7 protein-coding genes and 1 pseudogene are annotated in these 15,817 nt (G+C 41.9%); 3 read left to right on the top strand and 5 right to left on the bottom strand.

What is annotated here, in order from left to right:
- Window positions 1–183 precede the first annotated feature (183 nt).
- From BLW31_RS03375 to BLW31_RS03365, 3 genes and pseudogenes are all read left to right on the top strand, one after another.
- Window positions 184–4,095 carry an ATP-binding protein gene (locus tag BLW31_RS03375; protein ID WP_010539126.1) on the top strand — a complete coding sequence of 1,304 codons (3,912 nt, stop codon included), beginning with the start codon at window positions 184–186 and terminating at the stop codon, window positions 4,093–4,095.
- A 159-nt stretch (window positions 4,096–4,254) separates the two neighbouring features.
- Complete coding sequence (locus tag BLW31_RS03370) at window positions 4,255–6,711, top strand: glycoside hydrolase family 2 TIM barrel-domain containing protein (RefSeq protein ID WP_010539127.1); 2,457 nt, start codon at window positions 4,255–4,257, stop codon at window positions 6,709–6,711.
- A gap of 55 nt (window positions 6,712–6,766) precedes the next feature.
- Window positions 6,767–8,223, top strand: a pseudogene (locus BLW31_RS03365) (glycoside hydrolase family 30 protein).
- 237 nt (window positions 8,224–8,460) lie between these two features.
- Here BLW31_RS03365 and BLW31_RS03360 read toward each other — a convergent pair.
- The 5 genes from BLW31_RS03360 to BLW31_RS03335 form a co-directional block, all read right to left on the bottom strand.
- Window positions 8,461–8,985 carry a DUF4369 domain-containing protein gene (locus tag BLW31_RS03360; protein ID WP_010539128.1) on the bottom strand — a complete coding sequence of 175 codons (525 nt, stop codon included), beginning with the start codon at window positions 8,983–8,985 and terminating at the stop codon, window positions 8,461–8,463.
- 99 nt (window positions 8,986–9,084) lie between these two features.
- Window positions 9,085–9,951, bottom strand: coding sequence for a BT1926 family outer membrane beta-barrel protein (locus tag BLW31_RS03355; protein WP_022302445.1), 867 nt, complete (start codon window positions 9,949–9,951; stop codon window positions 9,085–9,087).
- A gap of 26 nt (window positions 9,952–9,977) precedes the next feature.
- Window positions 9,978–12,800 carry a BT1927 family outer membrane S-layer protein gene (locus BLW31_RS03350; RefSeq protein ID WP_022302446.1) on the bottom strand — a complete coding sequence of 941 codons (2,823 nt, stop codon included), beginning with the start codon at window positions 12,798–12,800 and terminating at the stop codon, window positions 9,978–9,980.
- Window positions 12,801–13,196: 396 nt separating this feature from the next.
- Window positions 13,197–14,144, bottom strand: coding sequence for a tyrosine-type recombinase/integrase (locus tag BLW31_RS03340; RefSeq protein WP_029425679.1), 948 nt, complete (start codon window positions 14,142–14,144; stop codon window positions 13,197–13,199).
- A gap of 462 nt (window positions 14,145–14,606) precedes the next feature.
- Window positions 14,607–15,704 carry an OmpA family protein gene (locus BLW31_RS03335; RefSeq protein WP_010539133.1) on the bottom strand — a complete coding sequence of 366 codons (1,098 nt, stop codon included), beginning with the start codon at window positions 15,702–15,704 and terminating at the stop codon, window positions 14,607–14,609.
- Window positions 15,705–15,817: the final 113 nt, after the last annotated feature.

The raw sequence follows: 15,817 nt of genomic DNA, 5'->3' as shown, positions 1-15,817 counted from the left end.
ATACTTATAGACTCTATCCCTTTACTCTTTTTCAAGGGCTTTCCATCTTCAGTAATACCTGTCAACGAAGTTGCAGGAAATTACATTTCCATACCTAAAAGATCAGTAGTTACGTTTGTTATGAAGTAAAAAAGCTATCTTTGCCCAGGAAGTACATAAAAACTTCCGCTATTATATTATTATATGAAAGGCATATTACTGAAATATTGCATATTTGTCATTAGCTTTTTAATTACATTATCTGTATCAGCCCAGCAGGTAGTCGTCACCGAACTACCTACCCAAAAGCTGTTACCGGTAGCACATATCCATCATATACTGCAAGACAGTGAGGGATATATGTGGTATGCGACAGAAGGAGGAGGTCTATGTCGTGACAATGGTTATCAGATTGATGTTTTCCGTTCCGACCTGAATACCCCTAACTTATTATCAAGTAACGATATCACCTGTCTGACAGAAGACAACAATCATCATATCTGGTTCGGGACCAAACGGGGACTATACAAACTGGATAAAAGAAATTACTCGATAACGGAAATAACGAACAAAGAACTTCAGCAACAAGCCATTAATGCCATTCGGGCCATCCATGACGGAACAATCTGGGTGGCGGCAGATGGCATGATCTACCATTACTCCAATGACAGCAAACTACTTGGCAGCTATCCCTCGCAATGGAAAGGACATAAACAAAATGTTTCAGACTTTTACGAGGACAGTAAACATACCCTTTGGGTAATGCAATGGTGGGGAGGGCTTTTAGAATACCATCCTGCAACAGATCACTTCTTACCACATCCATGGACATGCGGCGCATCACCTACACAAATGATAGAAGATGCACAGAATAACTGTTATTGGATAGCCACATGGGGAAAAGGAGTCGTGCGGTTTACTCCTTCTGCTAATATACAAACAGATACGGACAACTGCACATTGCAACCAGCCACTTTAGAAGGCAGTGAGCATAATCCACATAAAAGCCAGATACTGGGACTATTAAAAGACAGCAGACAAGGAGTATTGTGGGTTTCAGCCATGAATGACCTGTATGCTTATCAAATTATAAATAATAAACTTCATCCGGTTTCTACCGAAGCTTTCCTGCCTAAAGGCAAAAAGATACTGGACCGGATCATAGAAGACCGTTCCGGCAACGTATGGGTACCGGGATATTCTCCGCATTCATTCATCCTTTCATTTGACTCCAATAAAATAAAACGCTATCCTACCCCCGCTATGTCTGCCATCACCGGCTACCCGGTGATGGCAGACAGGACTATCCGGGAAGAAGAGTATTACTGGATATGGCAGGGGAGAACAGGACTATCATTGTATCATCCGGCTTCTGAACAGATTTCTTTCGCCTCCGATTTTCCGAACGATACAGGCAAATACCATATTATAAAATGTATAGAGAAATGCCGGACACAACCGGGAATCTGGGCTGCCAGTGGAAATGCCTGTGTGGTACACCTACAGCATGAGAGCATGAAAATGAAATGCATACAAGAAATCCGTATTCCGGATGCCTGTCAGGTTCGCGTGTTGCATGAAGACGACCAGGGGAACTTATGGATTGGAACAGAAAATGCAATCTATCAATATTCCATATCGGACGGGAATATGAGAAGAATTCATAAGGACACGGGCGCAATCAACGGTATAGCGATTTCTCCCGATAAAGCTATCTACTATATCACCGAAACGCCGGAATTCTCATGCCTTCCCCCGGATGGACAAGTACACTCCATCCACAAAGGCGAAAACTATTCTTCCATCATCATATCCCCCGACAATAAGATATGGACTGCCACACTAGAAGGAAATGTATATAGTTACCACCCACAATTGCAAACACTGGCCAGAGAAGACAATGCGTGTAATGCCAATGGAGATGCGGTTAAAAGTATGACCGTGGACAATCTCGGCCATTTATGGATATTGGCCGATCAGTATGTAAAAGAATATAATCCTAAAAATCATTCATTCAGAATCCTGTACAATTCAGACCGTTTCATTCAGGTAGATTACTTCCTTTCCATAGGGAAAATAGAAAACGGTACGATTTGCCTTGGAGGAATCGGCGCTTTCTGCCTTGCTACCCCATCGCCGGAATTAGACCAATCTCCCAACGACATAAAGCCGGTGATTTCATCTATCAAAACAGATGGAAACAGGCGAATCATGGGCATAGATACACAACTAATCGAACTGGCTCCCGACAATGTAAATATAGAACTCTCTTTTTCAACCCTTGAACACTTGCATGCCGGACAAATCAGTTATGCTTATCGCCTGAAAGGATGGGACACCAACTGGAATTATTTGCCACCGGGAATCAATACAGCCTATTTCACCAAACTCCCGAAAGGTAACTACACGCTGGAAATAAAAGCAACAGATATTCACGGCTGCTGGGCACAACCTGTCTCCTGTTTACAAATTCACCGTCTCCCCGCATGGTACGAGACCTGGTGGGCATATACACTGGGCATCATCTCCATCATTTTAGTCATGACAGGATCACTAAAGTTATACTTCAACCGCCTGCACAAAAAACAGAAAGAACAGATGGAAGAACAGCTGACGCAAATGAAATTCCGTTTCTTCACGAATATCAGTCATGAACTGCGTACTCCTCTGACACTCATCATCACTCCATTGAGCAGCCTGTTAACGGATATTCAGGACAGCAAATTGAAGCAACAATTATCTTCCATTTATCGCAACGCACAGGAATTACTTCAATTAGTAAACCAACTGCTCGACTTCCGGAAACTAGAAGTGCATGGTGAGAAACTACAGCTCATGAATGGAGAAATCTACGAATTTGTCTCATCAACTTGTGAAGTATTTGGAGCGTATGCCACCAATAAACAAATTGAATACTCTATCTTACTGCCACGACAAGGGGTACATATGTATTTTGACCGGGATAAGGTGCATCGTATCCTCTACAACTTACTGAATAATGCGTTTAAATTTACTCCGCCCGGCGGAAGCATTACAGTTTCTGCGGATACCATAACCCAAGATGGAACACAGTATATATGCATTCGAATTGAAGATACAGGAAAAGGAATAGAGTCTGAAGCTCTTTCTCATATTTTCGACCGTTATTATCAGATCGACGCAAGCGAAAACAGACAAGCCACAGCAGGAAGCGGTATCGGGTTGCACATCGTCAAAGAGTATGTCAGTCTGCATCACGGATTCATTGAAGTGGACAGCAAAAGATATAAGGGAAGTGAATTCCGCATTTATCTCCCAACCCATCTGACAGATGAACGTTTATCGCCAAGAGAAGAGAGCGAAAGCAAGGAAGCAGTATCATCAAATAATCGCAGGACAATTCTTCTGGTAGAAGACAACGAAGAATTCCGCCGATTCATGTACCAGCAACTATCACAGGAATATCAGGTGTGGGAAGCTTCCAATGGAGAAGAGGCAGAAACCATCGCCAACGAAAAAGAAGTGGATATAGTGGTAAGTGACGTCATGATGCCGGGAATAGACGGGTTCGAATTATGTCATCGTCTGAAACAGAATGTCAAAACCTCCCACCTCTTCATCATACTGCTCACTGCCCGTACCGGTGACGAGAGTATATTGGAAGGTTATAAATCAGGAGCTGACTGTTATCTGACCAAGCCTTTCAACATGGAAATTCTGGACAATCGCATTCATCATCTGCTTGCACTGCAACAGAAGCGTAAACAGATATTCCTGACAGAAATAGAAGTGAATACGGAAGACCTGACCACTTCAAAAGTGGATGAAGAGTTCTTGAAAAAAGCGGTGGCATTCGTCGAGAAGAATCTGGATAACAACGATTATAGCGTAGAACTCTTCAGCGACGACATGTGTATGAGCCGAATGAATCTTTACCGTAAGCTTCAATCCATTACCGGGCAAAAGCCGACAGAATTTATCCGAAGTATCCGGTTGAAGAAAGCAGCCCGGTTATTAACGGACACAGACCTGTCTATTGTTGAAATATCCGAAAAAGTAGGATTTGCCACCCCCAGTTATTTCAGCAAATGTTTTAAAGAAATGTTCGGAGTACTTCCTACTCAATATCATAAATAAGATATGTAAAGTCGACGAGTATAATTACATCAAACACCTGCTACAAATATGTCAGCATAGATTTTGATACATTTATTGCAGTAGTTTGTTACATTGTTGTTCTGCCGGATTGATGTTCTTCCCTACCTTTGTCCACATATCAAATGAATGACAAAAGCTATGGACAAACATTTCAGATTCTCAGCCATCTTATTGGCTATTTCTTTTTCCATGTTAAGTTTTACGACAAGCATTTCTGCTTCGGAACGTAAGATAAACATGAACCAACATTGGAAATTCTATCACGGATGCATTGCAAATGCCGAACAACCTTCCTTCAACGACAGCGGATGGAGAGTGCTTGACATTCCCCATGACTGGAGTGTGGAACCTCTACCCGTACAAAGAGAAGGTATAACCATCGGTCCTTTTTCCCGCATGAGCATAGGCGGACCGGATACCGGACAGACCGTAGGCGGTGAAGGATGGTACAGAAAAGAACTGATCCTCCAACCGGGAGATACGGACAAAATCCTCTCCCTCTATTTTGAAGGTGCTTACAACCAGACGGAAGTATGGATAAACGGACAAAAGGCATGTTTCAATGCCTACGGATATATTCCTTTCAGAATCGACATTAATAAATACTGTAATGCCCCCGGCATTCCCAATACAATCGCCGTAAAAGTCATTAATGAAGGACTGAACAGCCGCTGGTATGCAGGTTCCGGGATTTACCGCCATGTATGGTTGATAAAAACAGATAAAGTCCACTTAGACGAATGGGATACTTTCGTAGACGCTTCTAAAGTAGAAGGCAGAAAAGCAACAGTCAATCTTCACACCATTCTGCATAACGCCCATAAAGAAGAAGTTGTCAGTCATCTGAACGTGCGGATTCTTTCCCCGCAGGGCGCTGAAGTTTACTCTGCAACCCAACAGGTGAATATAGCAGGAGAAGGAAATACTCCCCTCTCCCTCTCCTTTGAAATCAAGAAACCGGAGTTATGGTCCGTCGATTCACCTCATTTATATACGGCCCATATTTCCGTCCGGTCAGACAAAGAGGAATCGGATCAGATAACGGTCCCTTTCGGCATACGTACCATTGAGTTCAATGCAAAAGAAGGATTCCTGCTAAATGGAAAACCACTGAAACTAAGAGGCGGTTGCCTGCACCATGACAATGGTCTGTTGGGTGCAGTAGCTCTCGACAGAGCAGAAGAACGCAAAGTAGAACTGATGAAAGCGAACGGATTCAATGCGGTCAGATGTTCTCATAATCTGCCTTCAGAATACTTCCTGCAAGCATGTGACAAACTGGGATTACTTGTTATTGACGAAGTATTCGACCAATGGCAACAAGCCAAACGTCCGCAGGATTATCACCAGTATTTCGACGAATGGAGCGAACATGACATGACAACCATGCTCCGCAGAGACAGAAACCATCCATCCATTATCATGTGGAGCATCGGTAATGAAATAGCCGAACGTGCAGACGAACCGACTGGAGAAGTGATTGCAAAGAAACTCATCGCAACCATTGAAAAATATGACACTACCCGCCCCTCTACCGCCGCAGTCAACGCATTTTGGGACAGAAGACATTTCAGCTGGGAAAAAGACTCGGAAAGAGCATTCCGCAATCTCGACGTTTCCGGCTACAACTATCAATGGAAAGAATACGAGAACGATCACGCACGTTTTCCCGAACGAGTGATGTACGGCAGCGAATCTGTTCCCAAGGAAGCGGCACAAAACTGGAATCTGATTGACAAGAACCCCTATCTGATTGGAGACTTTGTGTGGACAGCCATCGATTATCTGGGTGAAGCCGGTTTGGCACATACTCTTGAACTCGCTCCCGGAGAACACAGTCCTCAATTCATGGGATGGCCCTGGTACAATGCCTGGTGCGGTGATATCGATCTCTGCGGAGATAAGAAACCACAATCTTACTATCGGGACATACTTTGGAACAGACGAGATATCTCATTGGCTGTTCAACCGCCTGTAGCCGACGGAAAAAGAGAAGATATCAACTATTGGGGATGGAAAAACGAACTGTTAAGCTGGAACTGGAAAGGCATGGAAGGCAAAACGATGACCGTACATGTTTATAGCCGTTCTCCCAAAGTACGACTGTATCTGAACAATCGCCTGATAGGTGAAAAGGAAACAACACCCGATACTTATACCGCTTCTTTTGAAGTTCCCTACGAACCGGGAGAATTAAAAGCCTGCAACGTGAAAGGAAAGAAAGAAACCGCTTCAGCATCACTCAACACTGCCGGAAATCCGGCAAGTATCCGTCTGACTGCTGACCGATCCAAGATAAAAGCCGATAAAAATGATCTGGCATACGTAAAAATTGAAGTCTTGGATAAAGACGGAAGAGTCATTCCCGACTGTGAGATTCCTTTGGAGATCAAATCCGGCGGAAAAGGTTCGGTCATCGCTTCCGGAAACGGAAGTGCCGATGATATGAGAAGTTTCCGTTCCCTGACTCCCAAAACATTCCGTGGAAAAGCAATAGTTATCGTGCAACCCGATACACAAGAAGGAAACATTCATCTCACTGTCTCCGCAAAAGGATTGCCGGAGGCAAATATCTCCATAGAAACCTATGAATAATAACCAATAATGAATATATAGAAATATGAGGAACATCATTAGAAAAACAATCTTAATGAGTGGGATAGCATTGACACTCTCCATAAGCAATATATATGCACAATCCTACGAATGGATCAGCAGTACGGAAGGAAACACCTGGCAACAAGCCAAAATCAAACTACAGACGAAAGCCGCACAGGCTCCTGTGCTTGATATAGACGGTTCGGAAGACGGCACTACCTTCAAAGCTTGGGGAACATGCTTCAATGAGCTGGGATGGGACGCGCTTAACATGCTCCCAAGAACACAACAGGAAACAATTCTCCGGCAACTCTTTTCTCCCGAAGGAGACTTGAAATTCAATATGGGACGTTTTTCCATGAATGCCAATGACTACGCCCGTGACTGGTACAGTTGCGACGAAGTATCCGGCGACTTCCAGTTAAAGCATTTCAATATCAACCGGGATAAAACGACATTGATTCCTTTCATCAAAGCGGCACAGCAGTACAATCCGAATATGACTTTCTGGACATCCCCCTGGTCGCCTCCTTCCTGGATGAAGATTAACCATTATTATTCAGTACGTAGTGACCGTAATCAGAATCAGATGTCTCCGCTATCAGACGTAGCTCTGTTTGAAGATAACACCGAAAAGAGAGACGGAGTATTCCCACACCAATTGGCAGTGAACGATTACTTTATACAGGACCCGCGCTATCTGCAAACATACGCCAACTATTTCTGCAAATTTATTGACGCGTACAAAGAACAAGGCATTCCCGTTTCTATGGTCATGTTCCAGAACGAATCATGGAGTTACACAAACTATCCGGGCTGTGCCTGGACGCCGGAAGGTATTATCCGTTTCAATGTTGAGTATCTCGCTCCCACTTTAAAGAAGCGTCATCCGGAAGTTAAGGTGTATTTAGGCACCATCAATACCAACCGCTATGACATCATTGATCAGGTATTATCCGATCCGCGAATGCCGGAGACAATACAAGGAGTCGGCTTCCAGTGGGAAGGCGGGCAGATCCTGCCTCGTCTTCGTGCCAAATATCCGCAATACAAATATGTACAGACAGAAAGTGAGTGCGGCTGGGGCTCTTTTGACTGGAAAGCAGCCGAACATACCTTCGGTCTGATGAATCATTATCTGGGTAATGGTTGTGAAGAGTATACTTTCTGGAATGCGATTCTGTATGATGGAGGTTTCAGCGGTTGGGGCTGGAAACAAAATGCGCTGATTCATGTCGATTCAAAAGCCGGAACAGCCACATATACCCCTGAATATTATGCAGTAAACATTATAGTCACTACATAACTCCAGGATCAAAGATACTGTCTTATAAAGCAGGCAAAGATGACAAGACACCGGTAATGATAGTTATGACTCCGCAAAAGAAGCAAGTAGTAATAGCCGGAAACTTCAATGGAGAAGCTAAGGAAGTGACTGTGAAATTGGGAAATCGCTATTTATGTGTTACCCTGCAGGCTCACTCACTGAATACATTCGTTGAAAAGTAAAAATCAAAAGGACGTTCCCGAGGGAAAAAGGGGAAATGTGGGAAACAGGAACGTCCTTGAATACATAATAATACAAAAACAGGGACTTTCACAAGGGCACATTTTTGTTTCTCACGTTATAAACATCTCCTTTTCATAAAGAAGTAGTGCATTAATCCGGGAGACATCATGAGAAGGATTATTATGATTGGATTCTTGTTTATTCAGCAATCTCTGTATTGACAAATATTCATCGCATTATAGTGATGACCGGTAAGCTGTCCGGATATAGGAGCCAATCACATTATCGTTATTAATCTCAATATATTTTTTCAGTAATTCCGTAAAACCGACTTTGATCTGCTCTACCGGCTTATCTGTACAAGTAGCAGAATATTCATCAACAGCCAGAAGAAAATCCTGCATCCGTTCATTCAGCAATGTGCCTTTTGTACAAACCACCTCAGAAATGCTAGCTTTGATAGTACCATTTTCAATCACTACAGGCAAACGGTATTCCAGTCCTGTCTTGCTAGCATGAATGGATAAAATTTTAATTACCGGTCTTTCTACATTGGTCGTGTCTGCAAAAGCAAACTTTCCATTTACAATTCTTGCACTGTCTATCAAACTGTTGGTTGAGGCATCTTTCATATAGACCATTTTCCCTTCAAATTCAGCCAGAGGTGCACTGCCTTCAATCTTATAACCTTTCATTTGAGAGCAAGCTCCCATCACCAATACCCCAATGAAAAAGGGTAATAGCTCCACATATCTTTTCATTGAACTCTTATTTCTTCTTGAAAGAAAGAAAAGCCGCCCGCCAATAGTCAGCAGAGCGGCTTTCACTTTTCATTTATACATTTGTATAATCATTTATCTTCAGAATCTGAATCCAAGCTTCACCATCGGCATTTCGAATATCTTGATGTTATGGTGACCAGCATTGTACTTATCAAACCCTTTCGGACAAATCTGTATCAGATCATAGCGGTAAGCCAGAGGTTGCATCTCGAAACCGAAAATAAATCCTTTGGCAATGCTATATTCGACACCTGCTACGGCAGCTACTTTGAAACCGTACATCTGCCCGGCTTTGCTTCCTGAGGTGTAAACCTGCGAAGGAAGTTCTTCCGAGTCGTCACTGTCCTTATAGGTATCTCCGGTATATGGTTCAGTTGTTTCAATGCGTGCCATCTGGAAGCCAAGCGCGCCTCCCAGGTATGGATGAATACGTTCGTTGCGAGTCTTGAAATAATAGTTAGAGCCGACAGACATATACCAGTTATTGGTCATCTGCGCATTGATATAGCTTTGCGCAGGGATAATCATATCGGGTACACTGTTATCTCCTTCTACATAGTCTTTTTTGGGAGTCAGGCTGATATTCATGCTGAACTGAAAATTAAGATCCCAGTTGTCAGACAGAAAATATTTTCCTTCGATTCCGGCTATATTGACCAGACTATTATTGTTCAGACTACCGATGTTCAGATAGCGGTTCAGATTGCCGGAGTTATCCGTTCCTCCATTGGGAAGTCCGACTACTCCTTCGGTATTAGTAAACTTGGGCAGCAGGTAAGAAGTGTTCTCATTAAAGAACTTCCCGCTACCAAGTAAAACCGAAACCTGCCACTGTCCTTTCTTCGGGGCAAACGACGCATCATCACTGCTGCTGTAACGCTGCGCCAATGAAGGCGCAGCTGTTATACAGGTCAGCAAAAGTAATGTGCATAGTTTCTTTATCATCTTGTTACTTTTACGTGATTAAGAAATTACTTACTCAAGGTTTCCAATACAGCCTTAACTTGTGCAAGAGCAGTATCATAGATTGCTTTCGCTACATCATAAGCTTCTTGAGCTGTTTCCAAAGCAAGTTTCTTCTGTTCTATTACATAAGCTTCCTTATATTCACCCTTGTTGAACAGTTCAATGCTCTTTTCTGCTGCAGTAACCTTCTGTTTAGCTTCTTCAACTGATTTTTCCTGAGTAGCAACTTCATTCTTCCAATAATTCAGAACAGATTCTACAGTTACCACAGTACCAGTGACTACACCACCGTTGATACCATCAATCTGATCTTGAACAACACTAATCAAGCCATCGTAATCTTGGATCAATTCAGCAAACTTCTTACTATTAGCCTCAGCTTCAGCAGTCAATGCATCTTGTTCCTCTTGTGCTTTCTTCACCTCTTCTTTAGCAGTCTTCAGAGCAATACGAGTCTCGTCAGCTTTTGCAATAAACGGATCCATTAAAGCTGTATTCGTATTTATTTCTGCATTCAGATCGGCAAGTACACCTTCCATTTGAGCCTTCAATGGTTTAATCAAGTCGGCAGCAGCAATCATATCTTTGCAAGTCTGTACATCGTCATTAGCAGCCATCATAGCTCCCAAAGTACCAAAGTCAGTCAAAACAGCACTATTATTCTGCTTAATATAAGCGCGGACCATTGCTTCTGTTACTTCAACAAGTCTGTCTTCGCCAGGAATCACAGTACCAAAAGTAGCATCAGAGGTATACTCTAAAGCATCTTCAGCTGTATTGCGATCTAACTTAGTTGCACTTAATTTAGTAAACTCATCTGCAGAAATATCAGAGCGTAATGCCTGCATGTGGCCAGTTTTCTTACCATCTTTTTCCTCTTCTTTATAGAAAGCATCTTTGCCTGTCATATCTTCAACACTAACTGTATTAGCCAGTATCTGACCGTAAGGATTAGCAGCAAGAGCAGAATAAGTACTAATTGCAGGAGCCACCTTAGCAACAGCAGTAGCAGCCTTTCCAGCAGCTTCAACCAATGCAGCTTTAGCCTTTTCTACTTTCTTATCTTTATCATCAGCAAGAGCTTGATTTCCTGCAGCTTCACCTTTGGCAGCCAAATCAGCAACAGTCTGATCAAGTTTCAGCCATTCAGCCAAAGTAGCATTAGCATCAGCCTTTGCTTTAGCTTGTTTCACTGTATCGTCCAATATAGCTTCCAGTTTGCTGGTAGTTTGTTCAGCAGGAGTCAATGCCTCCCATGCAGCCTTACTAGTAGGAGACAATGCGGTAATCATATTGTCACGGTATGTTTTCTCCAATACCGAAGCTTTTTCTTTTTCTACAGCAGCATCATAAGCAGCTTGATATACGGCATCCCATGCACTATTATAAGCTTTCACTGCAGATTCTACTGCGGCATAAGAAGAATTATAAGCATCTGTCACCTTTTTCAAATCAGTAGTTGGTACTGTAGTTGCTGTACCTTTTACCGCTTTTGCAGAAATTTCCCAGTTAGCTTTATCTTTTTCAAATTTTTCTTTAGCATCTTTGGCTGCCTTTTCTTTTTCTGCCAAAGTCAACTTATTCCATTCAACTCCATTTTCGTCTACAGAATATTTACCTAAAGCATCAATCCAGGCATTCACTTTCATCAGAGTAAGAGATGCCTTACTAGTTCTGGCTGTTACATCTTCTATCTTCAAATCGGCATTGTACTCAGTTTGCGTATACTGAACAGCCAGATAATCAAACACACCTGTACTAACAGTATATCCATCTAAAGATGTAAAATCATTGCTACTACTAAATAATGTCCTCAATCCTTCATTAATAGGTTCAGATTTATAAGCTGCAATATCAAGCTGAGTATTAACCTGTGTTGTAGAGTCTGCTACAGCTTTATCATATGCCTCTTTAGCAGCTTTACGCGCTTTTATCTTTTCGGCTACTTTTTGTTCTGCAGCTTTATAATCTGCGGAAGTCTTAATAGTAGCGATCTCAACATCAGCTTTGCTCTTTTCACTTTCATATTCAGATTTCTTCTTCTTCAGATCCAGAATCTTATCATCCCATGCAGCTGCATCAAAGTCTTCTGCCAAAGCTAACATATTATTTTTCTCATCCAATAAGATTTCTGCTTTTTCAACTGCAATCTGTGCCAACTTCAATTCAGCCTGCAAGCTAGCTAATGTCGGAAGATCAGGATTAACCAATGCATCATAATAATTATCCTGAGCTGTCTTTAAAGCATCGTAATATTGGTTCAGGCTAGCAGAAGCAACATAAAGTCTTTGCTGTGCTTTATCAATAATAGCTTTTTCTCCATCAGAAAGCAGAAGTTTTCCTGCTTCAATCAGTTTCATTGCATTATCATAAGCTTCTTGTGCCTGTGCAGTCTGAGTCTGATAGTTCAACATAGCTGCTTTGAAGATTTCAGCTTCTTCAGCCATTTTATTTTCCCAGTAAGCTTTGTCTCTGTTAGCTTCAGCAATCTTAGCTTCCGCCTCAGCTTTTGCTTGTTCGGTAGCAGCTTGTGCGCGTTCTACTTCCAGTTCTTTCAGTTTCACGTCTAAAGCATGCATCTGAACATCGTACTCTTTGTACTGATTATCCAATTCTTTAGATTTGTTTACCAGTTCCTGATAAGCCACCTGTGCTTTTTGCCATTCCACTTCCACCAGCTTTACCGCAGCCTGTGCCTTAATCAGTTCTGATTTTGCTCCCCGCAGATCAACGATACCTTCCGGTTCATCGGTATCAATACATCCCGTGAATGTAGCTGTCGTACCCGCCATTAGCAAGGTTGCGACCAAATACGTCCATTTTCTCATAAAAGTAAATTAAATGTTATACAATTAATAAATAAAAAATTTGTTTGCTGTCATTTCATAATCCATCTCATCTTGGTGGTCTGTCTTTCTGTTACTTCTTAGGTAACGGGAAAGCATGTATTTCCACCCCGACAGAGGTGTCTGCGGGCTACATTCATTAAATAAGTGAAGAATATTTCTAACCCCTGCTCTCGGACGATGGCAGAGGGGAGGGAAATCTTTTGCAAAAATTAAAGACCAGGTCGTGTTCTTCTCAAAAAATCCGCAGTTTTATTCTGTGTGTTTCCTTTTTTTAGTAGTTTATCAGAAAAAATATCATTTTTGTTTGCATGTTTTCCAAAATATGTCCATATTTGCAGCGTCTTTTCTTCCCGTTACCTAAGAAGTAACACCACTCTAATTCAAGAACTTACCGATCACACAAGCTTTCTTTAAGGAAGTAATTACCGCCACATTCGCTTCATCAATTTTCTTATTCTTAAAAGGCTTCAGATACGTCTCTGTTACGGTGATGGAAGAATGTCCCATTGCTTCAGAAATGACACCGGGATGTATCTCACAATAGTATGCCATCGTAGCCCAAGTGTGGCGGGCGGTGTATGAGCTTAATTCTGAAGTCAATCCCAAAACCTGTTTCAAAATCATTAACTGATAATTAAAATTGCGTAATGCCAGCTGATATTCTTTATAAGAAGTTTCCGTCCCTTCCTCACTGGAGATCAACGAAAAAAGATAAGGAGAAGCCGGATCTGTATTCATATACCTTTTTATTAGCTTCATAGCTTCCGGCACGAGTGTTACAGTCAGAAGTTTGCCAGTCTTTCTGCGACGGTAAGTGATTGCGTTTCCATCCATATCCTTTTTTTTCAAATAGGCAAGGTCTACAAATGGTATCCCACGAAGTAAAAACATTAAAAAGAAAAGGCCACGCGTGCGCTGTAAATCTTTGTTCTCCAGACATAATCGTTTCGGAAGTTCTTTCATCAGGCGTCCCATATCTTCCTTATCCAGTGCCCGCTTCCTGTCCACACGTGTTCCTGTATAGACATACCGGAAATGATGAGGCACATAAGGCGCAATATGACGGTCGACTGCCCGGTTATACACTGCCCGCAACGTACGCATGTAGGTAGAAACGGTATTCCAACTACAATTTTTCCTCCGCAAATACGATTCGAAACTTTTAAGAAACTCCTGAGTAACTTTCCTGAAAGGAAGTTTATCACTTCCATGAAATGCAACCACAGCACTCAAACTACTCCTGTAAATATGAGCAGTGCCATAATTCCCACTTTCCCTTAGCCCATTGGCTACTTCCTTCATAAATGAAATTAAATTCCCCATCTTCTATTAATTTAAATAATACTTTAAAAGGCTTTTCTGAAGAAGTTTGTTCCCTTTTCCCATACTTCCTGAAAACAGTGCCTTTTCTTTCCATTTCCCAAAACTATGAATTACAAATATAACGATATAATTGTTCAGTATACCATAAAAAAACAGTTTTAGGAATACATAAAGAGATAACCGGACTAATCACTCTTAAAATAAAAATGGGACGTTCCCAGGGAAAAAGGGGAAATCAGGAACGTCCCTTGGGTATAGAGAGTTAGTAAAAGCCCGGTCTTTCACAAGTGCAGACCTTTTCTCTCTTCACTAAAATAAACTAAGGACATAGTGGGGAAAATCCTTAGTGGGAAACACGATTATAAACCTCTTCACAGAGATATATAACCGAAAAGTAGTCATATTCAATCACTACATATTGAAAATACAACAATTTTTCATGTGTTATATTCTACCTACTTTCTATTCGGCAATACAAATACTTACCCGGTTTTCTTCGGGTGTTTTGTATGGCTGAACAGTGTCACCTTTAGAATCAACAATCATCCTATCGGTGCTTATTCCTCTTGCCTTCAAAGCATCGGCAACGTTAACAGCCCTTTTCTCGGACAATGCTTTATTGATTCGCGCATTACCGGTATTCACATCAGCGTAACCGGTCACCTGTACTTTTGCTGATGGATTCTTCTGCAAGTATTCTGCCAATCTATCAATCTTTGGCTTTTGGTCATCTTGAATACGTGCCGAATTCAAAGCAAAAAAGATATCTTGTTTCATTGGCTGTACTGCTACCACTTCCTTCTTTGGCTGTGGCTGTTCTATCACAGGAGCAGGCTTCGGTTGTTCCACTACAACCGGTTCCGGTTCGTAATATACAGGCTTGGTTTCTTTATATCCTTTGCCGAACTTAATATTCAAACCAACCAAAGCATTAAACTGCCAGTCGGAGTTTCCTGCTTTCTTGGAATTAAACTTATCAGAAAGAATATTTGCATTACCTTCAATATTGATAGCCAAACGATCATTTAGACGTAAATTGCATCCTAAGCCCAGACGTCCGGCCACAAGAAACTTTCCTTCCGTCCAAAGATAATCCATTTTGTAACCGTTTGCATCAATTGCAACCGCTTCATCATTATCAAAACCACGATTAAGACCTATACCTGCAAAAACATAGCCATTGAATACCCGTTTGGGGTTGAAGCCACAAAACAACGTACTCAAGTCTGATATAATATCAGCATTGCCTTGCAAATATTTATACTGGTAGTCTTGTTGTGGAGTAACCCAACGACCTTTCGCCTGCCATCCGCTGCCTCCTACCCGTGCACTCCACGCAGGGGCAAACTGATAACCGATATTAACAGCAGCAGCCGGAGAAATAAGATCAAAGAACTTAGCTTCTCCAACTGTATGGGCAGCACCTGCCTGCACTTGCATAAACCAATGAGGTCTAAATTCTATTTTACCTTCCTCTTTGATTTTCTGTTCCTGCGCAAAAGATACTGTTCCACCTAAAGCTAAGACAAATGCAGTCAACCACAGTTTCTTTCTATTCATACTTATCTCTTTTCTTTTAAAGAGAGAGCATCCCTGCTGAATCAAAAGGGATGCTCTCAGTTTAGAGTTATTCATAAGTCCGGGTTTTCACCCCAACGAGATTATTCTCTGTT

This window comes from Bacteroides faecis MAJ27 (genome assembly GCF_900106755.1).
Taxonomy (GTDB): Bacteria; Bacteroidota; Bacteroidia; order Bacteroidales; family Bacteroidaceae; genus Bacteroides; species Bacteroides faecis.
Note: the sequence above shows the minus strand (reverse complement) of the source record. Positions and strands in the feature narration are given on the sequence as shown.